Below are 17,322 nucleotides of genomic sequence, written 5' to 3'. Positions count from 1 at the left end.
AACTCCTTATTTCAATCAGGAATATGACTAGCCGTCAGATATCGAAGAAGCAAGAGGTACGACCGCGCGGACCCACGAGCGGGCAGCCGCCCCCGCCCCGGCTGCCGCTCACCGCCTGGGCGGTTTTGGGCCTGCTGTCCTTCCGCGGCGAGCGCACCGGGTACGAGCTGAAGAAGTGGGCCGACTCCTCGCTGCGGTTCTTCTACTGGTCGCCCGCCATCAGCCAGATCTACGCGGAGCTGCGCCGCCTGGAGGAGCTGGGCCTGGCCTCCTCCCGGCGCTCCGGCCCGGAGGAGCCACGGGCCACCCGCCGCTACACGATCACCGACGAGGGGCGCGCGGCCCTCGCCGCATGGGCGGACGGCACCGACGACCCCGGTACGCCGGTGCTCAAGCATCCGCTCGTGCTGCGCCTCTGGCTGGGCCACCTCGCGGCCCCCGGCACCCTGCGCGGCCTGGTCGAACGCCACATCGAGCGGACCCGCGCCGAGCTGGCGGCGGTGCGGGAGGCGCAGCAGCGGGCCGGGCAGGTCGCGGAGTGGGAGTTCCCGCAGGTCGCGCTGGGCTGGAGCGAGCGCCATCAGCAGGCGGAGCTGGAGCTCGCCGAGGCCGTGCTCGCCGACCTCGACCGGCTCGCGGCGGAGCGTCGTCAGCGCGGGGAGGAATCGCCCACGCACGGGTGAGCCGATTCCCGGCCCGGCCAGGGGATGGAGCCCGTACGGCACGCTCCGCCGTCCCGCCGGGCCGTGGCCGGCGTCCGTGAGGGGCCGGTACCGTCACGGCCCCACCGCCTTCGGGGGCCTGATCGCGGATGTGCCGGGTAGGTGTCCCGGACACACCGGACGGCCCGTCCGACGACCGGTTCGCCGCGATCCGGGCCCGTTAGGCTGTGCGCCATTTCGTCCAGCCATTTGTCGAACAGTCGCCATTTCATCGAGCCGACAGAAGCGAGGCAGCCTTGTCCTTTCTCACCATCGGACACCGCGGGATCATGGGCGTGGAGCCGGAGAACACCCTGCGGTCCTTCGTGCGCGCAGAGCACGAGGGCCTCGACGTCATCGAACTGGACCTGCACCTGAGCAAGGACGGCGCGCTCGTGGTGATGCACGACGCGGATGTGGACCGCACGACGGACGGCACCGGCCCGATCGCCGAGCGCACCCTTGCCGAGCTGCGCGAGCTGGACGCCGGGCGCGGTGAGCGGATCCCGGTGTTCGAGGAGGTCGTGGAGGCGGTCGGGGCGCCGCTCCAGGCGGAGATCAAGGACGTCGCGGCCGCGCAGGCGCTGGCGGAGGTGATGCGGTCCCGCGATCTGGTCGGCCGCGTCGACGTGATCTCCTTCCACGACGAGGCCCTCGCCGCCATCCGCACCCTCCTGCCCGGCGTGCGCACCGCCCTGGTCGGCAGCCGCTACGGCGCCGACATCGTCGACCGCGCGCAGGCGGTCGGCGCGTCGATGCTCTCGCTGAACATCCGCCGGCTCACCCTCGAACTCGTCGAGCGCGCGCACGCCGCGCAGCTGAGGGTGCTGGGCTGGACGGTGAACACCCACGACCACCTCCGGCTCGCGCGCGGCCTGGGCCTGGACGGCGTGGTGACGGACCAGCCCGAGATCCGCAGGGCGGTGCGGTTCACCGCCTGAGCGGGCCGGCGCGATACGGAGCGCGGCGGCCGGTCGCGGCTCAGCCGAGCGGCTTGACCAGCAGCTCGAACTCCAGGTCGTCGCGCTGCGGGATGCCGAACCGCTCGTCGCCGTACGGGAACGGCGTGAGCCGTCCGGTGCGCCGGTAGCCGCGGCGCTCGTACCAGGCGATCAACTCCTCGCGCTGCCGGATGACGGTCATATGCATCTCGCGCGCGCCCCACGTGGCCTGCACGGTCCGCTCGGCCTCGGCGATGATCACCTTGCCGAGGCCGCCGCCCTGCAGCGCGGGGCGCACCGCGAACATGCCGAAGTAGGCGTGTTCACCGCGGTGTTCGAGCTGGCAGCAGGCGATCAGCTCGCCGTCGCGCTCGGCGATCAGCAGCAGCCCGGTCTCGTTGCGCACCACGGCGGCGACGCCGTCGGGGTCCGTGCGCTGCCCCTCCAGCAGGTCCGCCTCCGTCGTCCAGCCGGCCCGGCTGGTGTCCCCGCGGTAGGCCGACTCGATGAGCCCGACGAGCTCGGGGATGTCGGCGTCGGTGGCGGTGCGGAAGGTCAGCTGGCTGGTGGGCATGGCGGGCGGGGTCCTCTCGGGCCGGACGAAGGGCTGGAAGGGAGGCTAACAAGTCGTTTGCCGTCCATGTCAGGGCCTTTCGGCAGCCGGAATCCCCGCCCAGGGCACCGCACGCCGCCGTCCCTCGCCCGGCTCGGCCCGGCACGGGTCCCGGAGCCGCGCGGCCCGGCGGCGTAGGGTCCGTGCCATGGTGCAGGTACTGAGCAGCAGGGTGCTTCTGCGGCCGTCGGATCCCGAGCGGTCGCGTGCGTTCTACGGCGAGAAGCTGGGTCTGGCGATCTACCGGGAATTCGGCACCGGCCCCGAGCGCGGCACGGTGTACTTCCTCGGCGGCGGCTTCCTGGAGGTCTCCGGGCGCTCCGCGGAGCCCGCCACGGGCACGCTCCAGCTGTGGCTCCAGGTCGCGGACGCGGCAGCCGCCCACGAGGAGTTGGCGGCACGCGGCGTGGAGGTGCTGCGACCGCCGGTTCAGGAGCCGTGGGGACTGATCGAGATGTGGATCGCGGATCCGGACGGCCACCGGATCGTCCTGACCCAGGTACCGGCGGACCACCCGCTGCGCTACCGCCCCTGAGCCTGCGGGCCCCGGGCTGCGGGCAGCGGACTGCGGCCCCGCGATTCCGCGTGCGCGGCTGCCGTCCGCGGCCTCCCGTCTGCCGGATCCGGAGGCGTTGGCCGCGGCGGCTCCCGGTATGCGCGCACGCGCCCGCCTTCGTGCTCCCCCGTTGCGCCCGTGCGCTCCCCTGCGCGGTGTCCCCGCCGGGCAGCCTGCGGGCAGAAGTGAGCCGTACGCGTGAGCCGTACGCCCCCGGGGAGGTACGCCGTGCACGGTCCGCCGTTGGTCGGCTGGTTACTGGTGTTGCTGTGCGCCGCCGCGGGCGGCTACTGCCTGGCGCAGGTCCGCACCGGCCCGGCCGCCCACCGGGTGGTGGCGCGCGGTGAGGCGTTGATGGGACTGGGCATGGCGGCGATGGCGCTGCCGGTATCGGCGGTGGCAGCGCCTTGGTGGTCCCCATGGGTGTTCACGGCCGTCTTCGGCGCGGTGGGCCTGTGGGCGCTGGTCCGCCGGCACGGCCACCACGCGGTGGGCGCGCTGGCGATGGTCTACATGGCGCTCGCGATGGCGGCGGGCCGGGGCGCCGACGGGCACACGTCGGACCTGACGCACACGCAGCACACGGCGCCGGGCGGGGCGCCGCTGCTCACCGGGCTGCTGTTGGTCTACTACATCGTCTTCGTGCTCGCGGCGGGCGTCCGGCTGGTCCCCGCCGCGGCCGTGGCGGCCGACGGCCCGGCCGCGGCGCCCCCGGAGCGGCCCGCCATGGTGCGGGCGTGCCAGGTGGCGATGGGCATGGCGATGTTCGCGATGCTGCTGACTCTCTGACCTGCGGCGAACGGTTTGCCGCGGCGCGATGGCAGGCCGCGCGGCCGCGGATGACACCCTTCTCCGACGAGGGTGGTGTACGTCACTTCACCGGCCCGACCGTACCCACTGGTAGCCGGGCGCTCATAGGCTGGCGCCATGATGGTCCCCCTCGCGCTGATGTTTCTCGGCGTGTTGGCCGCGGCGACGGCGCCGCGGCTGATGGCCCGTTCCGACTGGCCCGACCGCGAACCGGTGCTCGCCCTGTGGGTGTGGCAGTGCGTGGTCGCCGGTGTCCTGTTGTGCTGCGCCCTGGCCATGTCGCTCAGCGCGGCCGCCGCCTGGGAAGCCGTACGGGGTCCGGTCTTCGGGTTCGCCCCGCAGGTGGTCGTCGAGGCGTACGCCCTCAAGGCGCACGGGCCGTGGGCCGGCGCACTGGCGCTTCTCCTGGCGGGTGGCGCGGCATGGACCGCGTTCGCGCTGACCCGTGAGGTGCGCGCCGTCCGGGCCCGGCTGCGGCACCGCCGGGCCGAGCTCCTCCGCCGTTCGCCGCTGCTGCCGGGCGAGGAGCCTGCCGGGGAGCGCCTGGTGGTCCTGGAGGGCGACCGCCCCGAGGCGTGGTGGCTGCAGCACTCCTCGCCCCAACTGGTCATCACGACGGCGGCGTTGCGCCGGCTGAAAGGACGTCAGCTCGATGCGCTGATCGCCCACGAGCAGGGACACGCACGGGCCCGTCACGACCTTCTGCTGCACTGGGCCTCGGCGCTGGCCGTCGGCTTCCCGCAGGTCCCGGTCTTCGCCGCGTTCCGCGACCAGGTGCACCGTCTGGTCGAGCTGGCCGCCGACGATGTCGCCTCGCGGCGCTTCGGGCGGATGACGTTCGCCCTGGCGCTGGTCGAACTCAACGAGGACCGCGGGGTGTTCGGCCCGTGCCCGACGCAGCTCGCACAGGTTCCGCAGCGGGTGGACCGGTTGCTGACCCCCGCGCCCCGCTTCACCCCCGGCCGCCGGCTGCGGATGACGGCCTGCGCGGCGCTGGTCCCCGCCGTCCCACTGCTGGTGACCTTCGTGCCGGGGCTCAGCGCGCTGGCGTAGCGCCGGCCGTGGCGCGGGGGATCCCCGCGTTCCGTCGTGGTGCCGCCCGGCGTGCCGGAACGGAGCGGTCGTGGCATGTCCGGGCGTCCATCGGTGAGGATCGGTGTATGGCACCGACGCCGCAGCCCCCCGCCCACACGTCCACCGCCACCGAGACCTCCGCCGCCCGCACCCCTGCGGCCCCCTTCCCACCTGCCGCGTTCGCCGTCCTGCCGGCGGCCGCCGCCGGACTGCTCGCCGTCCTGGTCGTCCTGCGCTGGGGTCCGCTGATGTCCGTGGACACGGCCGTGACGAACGCGCTGCACCGTGTCGCGGTGTCCTCCCCGGGCTGGACGCGAGTCAACCGGCTGTTCAGCGACTGGGTGTGGGACCCATGGGCGATGCGCGCGATGCTGGCCGCGGCGGTCTGGTGGCTCCTGCGCCGTGGTGAACGGCGGCTCGCCTGGTGGGTGGCGGGCACCGCGCTCGCCGGTACGGCGCTGCAGCAGGCGCTGAAGGCATTGGTGGACCGGGCAAGGCCGGTGTGGGAGGACCCGGTCGACCACGCGCATTACGCCGCGTACCCCTCCGGACACGCCATGTCGGTACTCGTCGCCGGCGCCTTGCTGCTGTGGCTGTTGCGGCTCCACCGGGCGCGCCCGCGCTGGCAGTGGGCCGCCGGCGCGGTGGCCGGGATCTCGGTGGTCGGCGTCGGCTTCACCCGCGTCTACCTGGGCGTGCACTGGCTCTCCGACGTGGTCGGCGGGTGGCTGCTGGGCGCTGCCCTGGTGGCCGGGGCGGCGAGCGCGTACGGGGCGCTGCCGCGCCGCACGGACACCCCGGCCCCGGGGCAGGAACCGGAACGGTGACAGAAACGGGAACGGGGCCGGTGACAGGGGCGGATCACTGAGGGCGCCGCGGGCGGACCCGGTACGCGGCAGGATGGCGGCATGACGACGATCAAAGGTGTGCTCTTCGACTTCTCCGGGACCCTGCTGCGCATCGAGTCCGCCGAGTCCTGGCTGCGCGCGTCCTCGGCCGCGTCCCGTATCCCCCTGGACGAGGCCGAGATCATCCGCCTGGCCGCCGCCCTGGAGAGGGCCGGCGCCCTGCCCGGCGGAGCCGCGCCGGAGGAACTGCCCGCCGAACTGGCGGACCTGTGGCGGGTCCGCGACAGCGACGCCGCCCGTCATCGCGAGGTGTACACCGGTCTGGCCCGCCAGGTGCCCCTCCCCCGGCCCGAGTTGTACGACGCGCTCTACGACCGCCACATGACGGCGGACGCCTGGGTGCCCTACCCGGATGCCGCCGAGGTGCTGGCGGAACTCCACCGGCGCGGCATCCGCACCGCCGTGCTCAGCAACATCGGCTGGGACCTGCGGCCGGTGCTGCGCGCCCACGGCCTGGCCCGGTACGTCGACAGCTTCGTCCTGTCCTACGAGCACGGCATGCAGAAGCCGGACCCACGGCTCTTCAGCCTGGCCTGCGATTCTCTGCAACTCCCCCCGGAAGACGTCCTGATGGTGGGTGACGACCGCACGGCGGACGGCGGCGCCACGGAGGTCGGCTGCGCGTTCCTGCCGGTCGACCACCTTCCGGTGCACCGGCGCCCCGACGGCCTGCGGCCGGTTCTCGACCTGGTGGGCTGAAGCGGGACGGGCCTGTCACCTCGGGGGCTTCGGGGGTCCGTCGGCGGGCGGGGCAGGCGGCGGGGCCTGGCCACGTGACCGGATGTACGGGCGTCCCGCCTTGCCGCCGTTCCCGACGGATCACGCCTCCCCCACATTACTGAACGGGAATTCAGCACCGCATCCGTTGACACTCCGCTTCACCGCTCCGGATACTGACTGGCGGTTCAGTAACTTCCGGCTCGGCAACGCTCCTGCCGCACCCGCCACTCCTGGAGGCACCATGTCCGTGCTCCCCCTCGAACTGGTCCCGCTCACCCCCGAGCAGTCCGACATCGTCGACCTCACCAGGGCCTTCGCGCGCGAGGAGATCCGGCCGCGCGCCCGCGCCGTCGACGAGGCCGACACCGTCACCCCGTGGGACCTGTGGCGGACCGCCGCCGAGGTCGGCATCACCGGCTTCATGCTCCCCGAGGCGTACGGAGGCGGCGGCTTCACGGATGTCTTCACCCAGGTCCTGGTCCAGGAGGAGCTGTGCGTCGGCGACCTCGGCATCGGCAATCTGCTGTGCTCCAACGGCTTCTTCGCCGACCCGGTGCTCGCCCTCGGCACCGAGGAGCAGCAACGGACCTGGCTCACACCCCTGGCCCGGGCCGACACCCCGATGACGGCGCTGGCCACCACGGAACCGGGTGCGGGCTCGGACGCCGCGGCCATCACCACCACCGCGACAAGGACGGACGGCGGCTACCTGCTCAACGGCCAGAAAGCCTGGATCTCCAACGCCGGTGAGGCCGATCGCTACGTCGTCTTCGCCAAGACCGACCCCACCCGACGCGCGCGAGGAGTGTCCGCGTTCCTGATGGCCAAGGACACCGCGGGCGTCACCTTCGGCGAGCCGATGCGCAAGATGGGCCAGCGCGCCATCGTGTGCCGCGAGATCTTCCTTCAGGACGCCTTCGTGCCCGCGGGGAACCGCCTCGGCGCGGAGGGCGAGGGGTTCGGCGGGCTGATGCGCACCTTCGACATCTCCCGCACCGTGCTCGGTGCCGCCGCCACGGGAGTTGCCCGCGCCGCCTACGAGTACGCCGTCGACTACGCGCGTACCCGGACACAGTTCGGCAAGCCGATCATCGAGCACCAGGCCGTCGCCTTCCGGCTCGCCGACATGCGCAACCGGCTGGAGCAGGCCCGGCTGATGACCTGGCGCGCCGCCAAGCGGCTGGACGCCGGACTGGACGCCACGGCCGAGGCCGCCATGGCCAAGCTGACGGCCTCCGAGACAGCCGCGTACTGCACCTGGGCGGCGGTCCAGACCCTCGGCGGCTGGGGGTACTCCCGGGAGTACCCGGTCGAGCAGTGGATGCGCGACGCCCGGCTGGAGGAGATCGAGGAGGGCACCTCCGACATCATGCGGCTCGTCATCGCCCGGGGCCTGTGATGGCCGCGGACACCGTCACCGGGGGCGAGTCCCTCGTCCGCGCCCTCGCCCTGCACGGCACCGACCTGGCCTTCGGCATCCCGGGCACGCACAACCTGGAGATCTACCGGCATCTCGCGGCCCACGGCATCCGGCACGTCGCGCCCCGCCACGAACAGGGCGCCGGTTACGCCGCGGACGGCTACGCCCGCGCCACCGGCCGCCCCGGCGTCGCGATCACCACTACCGGGCCCGCCCTGCTCAACATCGCGGCGGCGGTCGGCCAGGCCCACTCCGACAGCGTGCCGCTGCTGGTCGTCTCCCCCGGCATGCCGCTGCGTCACCCCTGTCTGGCCACCGGCGCCCTGCACGAGATGCCGGGCCAGAGCGAGGCGTTCGGGCATCTCACCGCCTTCAGCCACCGCGTCACCTCGGTCGAGGAGATCGACGCGGCGGTCGCCCGGGCCTTCACCCGCTTCCGCTCCCGCCGGCCCCGGCCCGTGCACATCGAGGTCCCGCTCGACCTGCTCACGGCCGAGGCGCCCGCAGGCCCGCCCCGCCTCGCGCCGCCGCACCTGCCGGCGCGCCCCCGGCCCGAGAGCCTGCGGGCGGCGGCGACGGCCCTGAAGCGGGCCCGGCGGCCGGCGCTGGTGCTCGGCGGCGGCGCCCACGGCGCGAAGGACGAGGTGCTGGAGCTGGCCGGACGCCTCGGCGCACCGGTGGCCACGACCGCCAACGGCAAGGGCTCGTTCCCCGAGTCGCATCCGCTCGCGCTCGGGGTCCGCCTGCACAGTGCGGCGGTCCACAAATGGCTCGCAGAGTCCGACGCCGTCCTGGCCGTCGGCACCGAACTCGCCGAATCCGACCTGTGGTCCGCGCTGCCCGTGCTGACCGGCGCGCTGATCCGTGTCGACATCGACCCCGCCCAGATGTACGCGGGCCACCCCGCGGACATCCCGCTGGTCGGTGACGCGCGGGAGAGCTTGCGCGGGCTCCTCGTCGAACTCGCCCTGCCGGACGGCGAATCCGGCCCCGCCACGGAACCGGGCGGGCCCGCTCCCCTCCTCGGCTCGGCTGCCGCACTGCGGTCTGCCGCCGACGCCACGCTCGACCCCCGCGACACCAGGCGGCTGCCCTTCCTCGCGGCGATGCGGTCCGTTCTGCCGCCGGACACGGTCTGGACCTCCGACAGCGCGCAGTGCTGCTACTACGGCGCGCTCCCGCACCTCCCCGTCGACCCGCCGGGCCGCTACCTCCACCCCACGGGCTTCGGCACGCTGGGCTACGCGCTGCCCGCGGCCGTCGGGGTCAAGGCGGGCGCCCCCGAACGGCCGGTCGTGGCGCTCAGCGGCGACGGCGGACTCCAGTTCACCGTCCAGGAGTTGGCGACCGCGGCCGGCCTCGGCCTGCCCCTGCCCGTCGTGGTCTTCGACAACGGCGGCTACGGCGAGATCCGCGACGAGATGGCCGCCCGAGGCGATGCCCCGGTGGCCGTCGACCATCCGCCGCTCGATCTGAGTGCCCTCGCCCGGGCCTACGGCGGGCACGGCACCCGGGCGGACACGCCCGCCGCCTTGGCGGACGCGTTGCGCACCGCGCTGACGGTGCCCGGCCCCACCGTGATCACCGTTCCCGAGCCGACGGGGTCCACAGCACCGACCGAGCTCACCCGACGCACCGGCCCCGCCCCGGTCGCCGCCCCCACCGGAGGAGCACACCCATGAGCGCAGGCACCGCCCCGTTGATCTCCCTGACCTGGACCGACCCTCTCACCGGCCACCGTGGCCACCTCGTCGTCGACCGGCTGGTGCGCGGTGTGGCCAGCGGAGGACTGCGGATGCGGGCGGGCTGCACCCTGGAGGAGGTCACCGGACTCGCCCGCGGCATGACCATGAAGGAAGCCCTCCACTACGATCCGGCGGCCCGCTACATCCCGCTCGGCGGCGCCAAGGGCGGCATCGACTGCGATCCGCACGACCCCGCCGCGTACGGCGTGCTGACCCGCTACCTCCAGGCGATGCGCCCCTACATCGAGCAGTTCTGGACGACCGGCGAGGACCTGGGCCTGACCCAGGACCTGGTGGACAAGGCGGCGGCGGAGGCCGGGCTGGTCTCCTCGATCCAGGCCGTCTATCCGCTGCTCGACGACGAACGTGCCGCCCGCAAGCGGCTCGCCGACGCCTTCGCCGCCGAGGTGGACGGCATCGGACTGGACGAGCTGGCCGGCGGTTGCGGGGTCGCCGAGGCGGTACTGGCCACCCTCGACCGGGCCGGAACGCCGCACCGCGGCACGCGAGTCGCGCTCCAGGGGCTGGGCACGATGGGAGGAGCCACCGCCCGTTTCCTGGCCCGCGCAGGTCTGCGGATCGTCGCCGTCGCCGATGTGAAGGGAACGGTCGCCAATCCGCGCGGTCTGGACGTCGAGGCATTGCTGCGCGGCCGCGACGCCTTCGGCGCCATGGACCGTACGGCCCTGCGCCCCGGCGATGTGGAACTGCCGCCCGAGGCGTGGCTCGCCGCCGACGCCGACGTCCTCGTCCCCGCCGCCGTCTCCTACTGCGTGCACGCGGCCAACCAGGAGCGGATCACGGCGCGTTGGATCGTGGAGGCGGCCAACATGCCGGTCGTGCCGGAGGCCGAGGCGCTGCTGGCGGCCCGCGGCATCACCGTACTGCCGGACGTCGTCGTCAACTCCGGCACCAACGCGTGGTGGTGGTGGACCCTCTTCGGGGACATCGGCGCCGATCCGGAGGAGGCGTTCGCCCATATCCGCACGTCGATGCGGCGGCTGATCGACCGGATGCTGGCCCGTGCCGCGGCCGACGGCAGCACGCCGCGCGCCGCCGCGCACGCGCTGGTCGCCGACCGGCTCCCCGAGATCACCGAGCGCTACGGATGCCACAGGTGACCGGCGCCCCACCCGACGCCACGGCCTGGGAGCCACTGTTCGATCCACGCGGCGTCGCCGTCGTCGGGGCGTCCGACAACCCGGAGAAATGGGGTTACCGGCTCGCGGTCGGCGCCCTGTCGGGACGCCATCGCCGCGCCGTCCACCTCGTCAACCGGCGCGGCGGAAGCCTGCGGGGCGTGCCTTTCCTGCCCGCTCTCTCGGCGCTGCCGGGCGCGCCCGAGCACATCGTCGTGGCTGTGCCGCGGTCCGGCGTCCGGCAGGTGGTCGCGGACGGGGTGGCCGCCGGCGCCCGCTGGTTCACCGTCATCACGTCGGGCCCCGGGACGGCGGCCGAGGACCGGGAACTGGCCGCGCTGGTCACCGCGCACGGGGCGCGGCTGCTCGGCCCCAACTGCATGGGCGTGGTCGACACCGACAGCGAACTCCGGCTCACCTGGGGCGACTTCCCCCGGGGGAACGTCGGCATGGTTTCCCAGAGCGGCAACCTCGCGTTGGAGGCGGCGCGGCTGCTCGCCCGTGCCGGGCAGGGCGTCTCCCGCTTCGTCTCGCTCGGCAACCAGGCGGACTTCGACGCCGCCGACGCCCTCGAAGCACTGATCCCGCACCCGCCCACCCGGGTGATCGCCGCGTACGTGGAGGACTTCCGGGACGGGCGCCGCATGGCCGGGACCCTGGCGGCGGCGCGGGCGGCGGGCAAGCCCGTGCTGCTGCTGTCGGCCGGCCGCAGCGAGGCCGCCGGGCGGGCCGCCGCCTCCCACACCGGCGCCCTGGTCAGCGCGCACGCCACCGTCGCGGCCGTCTGCCGGGATGCGGGCGCACTGCTGCTGAACAGCGCGGGCGAGCTGGTCGACACGGCCGTCGCCCTGCTCGCCCCCGCGCTGCCCCGGGGGCGACGGGTGGCCGTCGCGGGGGACAGCGGCGGCCAGGGCGCGTTGGCGGCGGACACGCTGGCGGCGCACGGTCTCGACGTGCCGCGGCTCTCACCGGACGCCGCGACGGCCGTCGCGGCCCACCTGCCGCCCGGTGCCCCGGCCGGCAATCCCGTCGACCTCGCCGGTGCGGGCGAGGCCGACCTCGGCAACTACGCTCGCGTCAGCGGGGCCCTGCTCGCGAGCGGCGAGGCCGATGCCGCCGTGCTGACGGGCTATTTCGGGGACTACGCGACGGCCAACGCCGCCCAGGAGCAGCGGGAGTGCGAGGCCGCGCGTGAGCTGGCGGCGCTGGTGACGGCACACGGCCGGCCGCTGCTGGTGCATTCGATGGCGCGGGACACCGCCGCCCTCTCCGTCCTGCGCGACCACGGCATACCGGTCTACGAACGGATAGAGCAGGCCGCCGCCGCCCTCGCCAACGCCGCGCTGTGGCAGCGGAGTTCCGCGCTGCCGCCGCCGACGGACACGGGCCCTCGCCGCCTCGCGAGGCCCGTCACCGACGGTTCGTACCCGGTGACGCGCGCCTTGCTCCGCTCGTACGGCGTGGACTTCCCGGAGGCGGCGTTCGTGCACGGCGCCGACGAGGCGGTGCGCGCCGCCCGCCGGATCGGCTATCCCGTGGCCCTCAAGGCCATGGGGCCGGCCCACAAGACCGAGGCAGGCGGCGTTGCTCTGCACCTGCGCGACGAGGCAGCGCTGTGTGCGGCGTACGCCCGGATGGCGGCCGTGACCGGCGCCTCGGCCTATTCCGTCGAGGCGATGGCCGCACCGCCGCACGCGGTCGAGCTCATCGCGGGCGTGCGCCGGGACCCGGCATTCGGTCCCGTACTGATGGCCGGAATGGGCGGGGTGACCGCCGAACTGCTCGCCGACACCGTGCTCGCGCTCGCCCCGCTGACCGTTGACCGCGCTCGCGACCTGTTGCGGTCGCTGCGGGGCGCGCCCCTGCTGGCCGGCTGGCGGGGTGCGCCGCCGGTCGATCTGGACGCCGCGGCACACGCACTGGTCGCTCTGGGCCAACTTGCCTGCGAACACGGCGAGTTGTCGGAGATCGAGATCAATCCCCTGCTCTGCCATCCCGGTGGCGTGCTGGCGCTGGACGCCCACGCCGTTCCGGCGGCGCACCGCTCGAAAGGCGATCGACCATGAACCCGCCACCCAGGAGTTCCCGGGCCGCACCTAAGTCGTGACCGGCGGCAGCAGCGGCATCGGCCGCGCCGTCGCGCCGGGCGCCGAGGGGCTGGCCGTACCGCCCGACCTACGCGACCCCGAAGCCGTCGACGTACTCGTGGCCCGCGCCGTGGACCACTTCGGCGCCCTGGACGGCCTGGTCAACAACGCGGCCGGGAACTTCGTCACGCCCGGCATCGACCTCAGCCCCAACGGCTGGCGCGCCGTCGTCGACATCGTGCTCACCGGCTCTTTCCTCTGCACCCGCGCGGTCGCCCGGCAGCTCCGCGAGCAGGGCACGCCCGGCGCGATCCTTTCGGTGATCGCGGCCTACGCCTGGCACGGCCACCCCGGCGCGGTGCACTCCGCCGCCGCCAAGGCCGGCGTGCCGGCCATGACCCGCACCCTCGCCGTCGAACTCGCCCCGCGCGGCATCCGGTTGAACTGCGTCGCCCCGGGCCCCCACGGAGACCGAGGCGCGGGGGCGGCACTGTGGGCGACGCAGGAGGTCCGTGCGGCGGTCCTCTCCGGCGTTCCCGCGGGTCGCTTCGCCACCCCGCAGGAGATCGCCGGTACCGCACTCTTCCTGCTCGGCGACCGCGCGGCGTACGTGACCGGCGAGTGCCTCACCGTCGACGGCGGGCAGTGGCTCGGAAAGCAGGTCTACGGGCGGGCCACCACCCCGGGCGCGTAGCCGCCCCCGTCGGCCGCCGCGGCCCGCACCCGTCGAACCGGGCGCGGGCCGCGGGGCTTTCACGTGCGGAGGGGTCGCCTGAACGTCGTCCCCGGGGCGCCCTACCGACCATGACAGGAAGCCGGAGGCGCTCCACCGCCCCGGCCCCCTGCCCGGTCCCCGCACCCGCCGCTACGGCTCCACCGGCAACGCGGCCGGCTCCCCTGTACCCTCACCCCGCTCGGCGCGGGCGGCGGCCTCCGCGGCCCGGCCACGGCGGCGGGCCGGCGCCCCCAGTACGGCGAACAACAGTCCCACCCCGATGAACAGGAGCAGCGGCAGGACCTGACTGAGGGTGTACTGCAGCCGCTCCCCCGCGAAACTCTCGGGGAGGGAGGCCGCCGACGAGCCCTCCGTACCGAACCAGCCGACCCCGAAGCCGGGCCAGATCAGCACCACGACGGTGAAGGCGACCAGCCCGGTCGCGAGGGCGGTGACCAACCAGGCTCCGGCACGGCCCCCCGGCACGCGGTACGGGCGGGGCGCGTCCGGGTACTTGCGGCGCAGCACGAGCAGACTCGGGAAGGTGATGACGTAGGAGATGAAGGTGGTGCTGATGGTCAGACCGAGGCCCGCCGCGAAGTACTTCTCCCCGTCTCCGTCGGTCAGGTTCAGCGCCACGACCAGCAGAACGGAGGCGAGCACCGCCGACAGCAGATTGACCCGTACCGGAGTGCCGTGGCGCTCGGAGAACCGGCCCAGCCAGGCGGGCCCCGCGCCGTCGGCGCAGGCGACCGCCTGTGCCCGGTGGGCTCCCATGGCCCAGGTGACGCCGCTGGTGAGGACGCCGACGATCATCCCGGCCGCCGCGATGCTGCCCAGGACCGCTCCGAAACCGGTCAGGGTGACGGCGCCGTCGGCCGAGATGTGCCCGCCGTAGACGGTGAACACCGCCTTGCAGGCGTCGATGAAGCCGCCGAGACTGCCGATCCGCTCACCGGGCAGGACGAACAGGATGCCCAGGATCGGACCGCCGTAGAGCACCAGCGAGGCCGTCCCGGAGCGGAGGATCGACAGCGGGATGTCGCGCTTGGGGTTGGTCATCTCCTCGGCGGCGGTGCTGGGCAGCTCGAAGCCCACGTAGTTGAAGATCAGGACGGGGACGAGGGCCACGAACCCGACGTACGTGGGGGCGAACTCGGCCGGAGGCAGCGGGTGCACGCCGTGCCGGACGGCGTAGAGGATCACCGAGACCAGGAAGAAGCCGAGGAGCACGATCCGGGCCACGGCACCGGCGATGGGCACCCACTTGCCGATCCGCACGGACTGGACGACCGCGAGCGCACCGGCCCAGATGAACACCAGCCCGGCGACGTACTTCCACAGCCCCGGCAGCGGCGTGAAGAACTGCTCCCAGGTGGTCAGCGCGATGATGCACAGACTGCCGCCCAGCCAGACCGGGTTGGAGAGCCAGTAGAGGACCTGGTTGACACCGGCGGTCAGCCGCCCGAAGGCGAGCCGAGTCCAGACATAGGGCCCGCCCTGCACGGGGAAGGACGAGCCGAGCTCGGCGACGAGCAGGCCGTACGGCAGGAAGAAGACGACGGCCAGCACGGCCATCCAGGTCAGCCCCTGCGGCCCGGCGGCGGCCACCGAACCGATGGTGTCCAGGCCGACGAGGGTGCAGACCAGGAAGAAGAAGACATCGAGCCGGCGCAGGTCCTTGCGGAGGCGGGAGCGCTGCTCGCGCCAACCGGCGGACAGATCAGGGGCGTTGCCTTCCGGCGGGGACGAGGATGGGGTCACGGGCACGGCCTCCTACGGGCGTGGCGTTCAGCGGCGACCAACAAAACTGACTGAACGCACAGTCAGTAAGAGCAGACTGTGGGGGCCGCCGCACAGGCCGGTCAAGGGGTCGTCACGATGTTTCGGGAACGACGGCGGACGCCGGGCTCCGGCCACTGAGTAGGGTGACGGAGTGGCGAGGGTACGGTTGAGCGTGGAAGAGCGGCGCGAGGAACTGCTGCGTGCCGCCGTGCGGCAGATCGAGCAGCGCGGCGTCGCGGCGCTGCGGGTGGCCGACGTAGCCGCCGAACTCGAAGTGAGCAACGCGCTGGTGCTCTACCACTTCGCGACGAAGGAGAAGCTCGTCGCGGCGGCCTTCCGCTACGCCGCCGAGGCCGACCTGGCCCACCTCAAGTCCCTCCTCGGCCGGCGCGGCAGCGCCCTGCGCCGCCTGCGCGCCGCGCTGCGCTGGTACTCCCCCACCGGACAGGCCAAGGGCTGGAAGCTGTGGATCGAGGGCTGGGCGGCCGCACTGCGCGAGCCGGTCCTGCGCGACGTCGCCCAGGATCTCGACCGGCGGTGGAAGGCGGCGCTCGCCGAGGTCATCGCGGAGGGCGCGGCCGCCGGCGAGTTCACGTGCACCGACGCGGAGGGCGCGGCCTGGCGGCTGACCGCCCTGCTCGACGGCTTCGCCGTACAGACGATCACCTACGCGGGCGCACTGCCCCGCCGCACGATGCAGGCATGGGTCGAGGACGCCCTCACCCACGAACTGCACCTCCCCCCGACCGAGCGCCCCGACTCCACCGGTCCATCCGGCGACTAGACCTGGAGCCGTCCCCGGAGCCGGGTCCACGACGGGGCGGCGTGGACCGGCACCACGGCGCCGAGGACCACCATCAGGCCATGGCCGGTGCCTTGCCGACCCCATGCCCGCCCGGCAGGGCACCCTTCTGGGACGCGGTACGTTGCGATGTCATGCGCATCACGAAGTACACCCACGCGTGCGTACGGCTGGAACACGAGGGCCGGGTACTGGTCATCGATCCCGGGACGTGGAGCGAGCCCGCCGCCCTGACGGGAGCCGACGCCGTGCTGGTGACGCACGAACACACCGATCACATCGATGTCCTCCGCCTGGCCGGCCTCGGCGTGCCGGTCCACGCTCCCAGGGAGGCGGATATCCCCGCGGCGCTGGAGGTCAACGGCGTTTCCCCCGGTGCGGAGTTCACCGCGGCCGGCTTCCGCGTACGGGCGGTCGGCGGTCGCCACGCGGTCATCTACGGCGGCCAACCGGACTGCGCGAACCTCGGCTACGTCGTCGACGACGCGATCTACCACCCGGGGGACTCGCTGCACGTGCCCGAGCAGCCGGTCGAGACGCTCCTGGTGCCGGTGCAGGGATCGTGGATGAAGACGTCGGAGGCGATCGACTTCGTCAAGGCGGTCGACCCGCGGCGGGCGTTCGCGATTCACGACGCCCAGATCAACGAGCGCGGCCTCAGCAGCGTCAACGGCTGGCTCACCGAAGAGACCCGTCACGGCTACCGCTATCTCGCACCCGGCGAATCGCTGTGAGGGCGCGGGCCCCGGCCTCCAGCAAGCTCGCGTCTCCGGCCAATGACGCCGGGAAGTCGGCCCGCCCCGAAGGACCCGCGGAATCAGCGTCGACAGCGGGACGACGGCGCCCCGCGCTCAGTCGTCCCGGTGGCTGACGATGTTCAGGATGTTGCCGTCGGGTGCGCGGACGAAGAACCGCCGCAGGCCCCATGGTTCTTCGGTGAGCGGGTGCACGATCTCGTATCCGCGGCGTTGCGCCTCGGCGTACGCCTCGTCGACAGCCGCACCGACCTTGACCGAGACCACCGGATCCCGGGGCGCGGTGGCATCGCGCGTCAGGAGCTGCACCTGTGCACGTCCATCGGGTGACCGGAATTGGGCAACCCAGCCCAGATCGAAGCCCGCGACGCTCAGACCGAGGTAGCCGGTGTAGAAGTCGCGGGCGGCGGCGATGTCCGGGACGCGCAGGTCCGCTGTGATGCCGGTGACGTGCATCGTGACTCCTCGATAGCGGCACGCTTGCCCCGTGGCGCGCAACCAGACGCACGCACTGCTCACCCTGCCACCAGGCCGGAGCATCCGTGCCGGTG

Annotated in this window: 17 protein-coding genes; 14 read left to right on the top strand and 3 right to left on the bottom strand. The window is 73.6% G+C overall.

The window, feature by feature from the left end; all coding sequences use genetic code 11:
* Positions 1-23 precede the first annotated feature (23 nt).
* Together QOM21_RS30435 and QOM21_RS30430 are read left to right on the top strand one after the other, a co-directional pair.
* Entirely contained in the window at positions 24-683 is a 660-nt protein-coding gene (locus QOM21_RS30435) for a PadR family transcriptional regulator (protein ID WP_407554211.1), read from the top strand.
* Positions 684-958: 275 nt separating this feature from the next.
* Complete coding sequence (locus QOM21_RS30430) at positions 959-1,642, top strand: glycerophosphodiester phosphodiesterase (RefSeq protein WP_393894137.1); 684 nt, start codon at positions 959-961, stop codon at positions 1,640-1,642.
* Positions 1,643-1,682: 40 nt separating this feature from the next.
* Here the strand turns inward: QOM21_RS30430 and QOM21_RS30425 are convergent, their stop codons facing one another.
* Positions 1,683-2,216: a GNAT family N-acetyltransferase gene (locus QOM21_RS30425; RefSeq protein WP_407554210.1), complete on the bottom strand. Its 534-nt coding sequence runs from the start codon at positions 2,214-2,216 to the stop codon at positions 1,683-1,685.
* A gap of 187 nt (positions 2,217-2,403) precedes the next feature.
* On the opposite strand from QOM21_RS30425, the gene QOM21_RS30420 reads away from it, so the two are divergent.
* From QOM21_RS30420 to QOM21_RS30375, 10 genes are all read left to right on the top strand, one after another.
* Positions 2,404-2,790, top strand: a complete 387-nt coding sequence (locus tag QOM21_RS30420; protein ID WP_407554209.1) for a VOC family protein — start codon at positions 2,404-2,406, stop codon at positions 2,788-2,790.
* Positions 2,791-3,039: 249 nt separating this feature from the next.
* Entirely contained in the window at positions 3,040-3,600 is a 561-nt protein-coding gene (locus QOM21_RS30415) for a DUF5134 domain-containing protein (RefSeq protein ID WP_407555917.1), read from the top strand.
* A gap of 138 nt (positions 3,601-3,738) precedes the next feature.
* Entirely contained in the window at positions 3,739-4,674 is a 936-nt protein-coding gene (locus QOM21_RS30410) for a M56 family metallopeptidase (protein WP_407554208.1), read from the top strand.
* 107 nt (positions 4,675-4,781) lie between these two features.
* Entirely contained in the window at positions 4,782-5,522 is a 741-nt protein-coding gene (locus tag QOM21_RS30405; protein ID WP_407554207.1) for a phosphatase PAP2 family protein, read from the top strand.
* Positions 5,523-5,603: 81 nt separating this feature from the next.
* Positions 5,604-6,302, top strand: a complete 699-nt coding sequence (locus QOM21_RS30400) for an HAD family hydrolase (protein ID WP_407554206.1) — start codon at positions 5,604-5,606, stop codon at positions 6,300-6,302.
* A 262-nt stretch (positions 6,303-6,564) separates the two neighbouring features.
* Positions 6,565-7,722 carry an acyl-CoA dehydrogenase family protein gene (locus QOM21_RS30395; protein ID WP_407554205.1) on the top strand — a complete coding sequence of 386 codons (1,158 nt, stop codon included), beginning with the start codon at positions 6,565-6,567 and terminating at the stop codon, positions 7,720-7,722.
* The gene (locus QOM21_RS30390) at positions 7,722-9,425 is read left to right on the top strand and encodes a thiamine pyrophosphate-binding protein (RefSeq protein WP_407554204.1); all 1,704 of its coding nucleotides are present in this window, start codon (positions 7,722-7,724) and stop codon (positions 9,423-9,425) included. The genes QOM21_RS30395 and QOM21_RS30390 overlap by 1 nt, the downstream gene beginning before the upstream one ends.
* Entirely contained in the window at positions 9,422-10,609 is a 1,188-nt protein-coding gene (locus QOM21_RS30385) for a Glu/Leu/Phe/Val dehydrogenase dimerization domain-containing protein (protein ID WP_407554203.1), read from the top strand. The genes QOM21_RS30390 and QOM21_RS30385 overlap by 4 nt, the downstream gene beginning before the upstream one ends.
* A complete protein-coding gene (locus QOM21_RS30380; protein ID WP_407554202.1) occupies positions 10,597-12,693 on the top strand; it encodes an acetate--CoA ligase family protein in 2,097 nt (698 codons plus the stop codon). Before QOM21_RS30385 ends, QOM21_RS30380 begins: the two co-directional genes overlap by 13 nt.
* 37 nt (positions 12,694-12,730) lie before the next feature.
* Complete coding sequence (locus tag QOM21_RS30375; RefSeq protein ID WP_407554201.1) at positions 12,731-13,408, top strand: SDR family oxidoreductase; 678 nt, start codon at positions 12,731-12,733, stop codon at positions 13,406-13,408.
* Positions 13,409-13,579: 171 nt separating this feature from the next.
* Here QOM21_RS30375 and QOM21_RS30370 read toward each other — a convergent pair whose 3' ends face one another.
* On the bottom strand, positions 13,580-15,193 hold the full coding sequence (locus QOM21_RS30370) for an APC family permease (RefSeq protein WP_407554200.1): 1,614 nt from the start codon (positions 15,191-15,193) through the stop codon (positions 13,580-13,582).
* 172 nt (positions 15,194-15,365) lie between these two features.
* Here QOM21_RS30370 and QOM21_RS30365 point away from each other — a divergent pair, with 172 nt between their 5' ends.
* Both QOM21_RS30365 and QOM21_RS30360 read left to right on the top strand, forming a co-directional pair.
* Positions 15,366-15,998 (top strand): TetR/AcrR family transcriptional regulator, encoded by a 633-nt coding sequence (locus QOM21_RS30365; protein WP_407554199.1) that lies wholly within the window; start codon positions 15,366-15,368, stop codon positions 15,996-15,998.
* A 152-nt stretch (positions 15,999-16,150) separates the two neighbouring features.
* Complete coding sequence (locus QOM21_RS30360; protein WP_407554198.1) at positions 16,151-16,750, top strand: MBL fold metallo-hydrolase; 600 nt, start codon at positions 16,151-16,153, stop codon at positions 16,748-16,750.
* A 117-nt stretch (positions 16,751-16,867) separates the two neighbouring features.
* Here the strand turns inward: QOM21_RS30360 and QOM21_RS30355 are convergent, their stop codons facing one another.
* Positions 16,868-17,227 carry a VOC family protein gene (locus QOM21_RS30355; RefSeq protein ID WP_407554197.1) on the bottom strand — a complete coding sequence of 120 codons (360 nt, stop codon included), beginning with the start codon at positions 17,225-17,227 and terminating at the stop codon, positions 16,868-16,870.
* Positions 17,228-17,322 lie beyond the last annotated feature (95 nt).

It is taken from the genome of Streptomyces sp. Pv4-95, assembly GCF_045782725.1.
In the GTDB taxonomy this organism is placed as follows: Bacteria; Actinomycetota; Actinomycetes; order Streptomycetales; family Streptomycetaceae; genus Streptomyces.
Note: the sequence above shows the minus strand (reverse complement) of the source record. Positions and strands in the feature narration are given on the sequence as shown.

What these genes read in the sequence shown, in the direction of transcription:
- QOM21_RS30425 (WP_407554210.1), bottom strand. Translation starts at nt 2,216, where the DNA reads ATGCCCACCAGCCAGCTGACCTTCCGCACCGCCACCGACGCCGACATC.
- QOM21_RS30390 (WP_407554204.1), top strand. Translation starts at nt 7,722, where the DNA reads ATGGCCGCGGACACCGTCACCGGGGGCGAGTCCCTCGTCCGCGCCCTC.
- QOM21_RS30435 (WP_407554211.1), top strand. Translation starts at nt 24, where the DNA reads ATGACTAGCCGTCAGATATCGAAGAAGCAAGAGGTACGACCGCGCGGA.
- QOM21_RS30360 (WP_407554198.1), top strand. Translation starts at nt 16,151, where the DNA reads ATGCGCATCACGAAGTACACCCACGCGTGCGTACGGCTGGAACACGAG.
- QOM21_RS30380 (WP_407554202.1), top strand. Translation starts at nt 10,597, where the DNA reads ATGCCACAGGTGACCGGCGCCCCACCCGACGCCACGGCCTGGGAGCCA.
- QOM21_RS30395 (WP_407554205.1), top strand. Translation starts at nt 6,565, where the DNA reads ATGTCCGTGCTCCCCCTCGAACTGGTCCCGCTCACCCCCGAGCAGTCC.
- QOM21_RS30405 (WP_407554207.1), top strand. Translation starts at nt 4,782, where the DNA reads ATGGCACCGACGCCGCAGCCCCCCGCCCACACGTCCACCGCCACCGAG.
- QOM21_RS30410 (WP_407554208.1), top strand. Translation starts at nt 3,739, where the DNA reads ATGATGGTCCCCCTCGCGCTGATGTTTCTCGGCGTGTTGGCCGCGGCG.
- QOM21_RS30385 (WP_407554203.1), top strand. Translation starts at nt 9,422, where the DNA reads ATGAGCGCAGGCACCGCCCCGTTGATCTCCCTGACCTGGACCGACCCT.
- QOM21_RS30355 (WP_407554197.1), bottom strand. Translation starts at nt 17,227, where the DNA reads ATGCACGTCACCGGCATCACAGCGGACCTGCGCGTCCCGGACATCGCC.
- QOM21_RS30420 (WP_407554209.1), top strand. Translation starts at nt 2,404, where the DNA reads ATGGTGCAGGTACTGAGCAGCAGGGTGCTTCTGCGGCCGTCGGATCCC.
- QOM21_RS30400 (WP_407554206.1), top strand. Translation starts at nt 5,604, where the DNA reads ATGACGACGATCAAAGGTGTGCTCTTCGACTTCTCCGGGACCCTGCTG.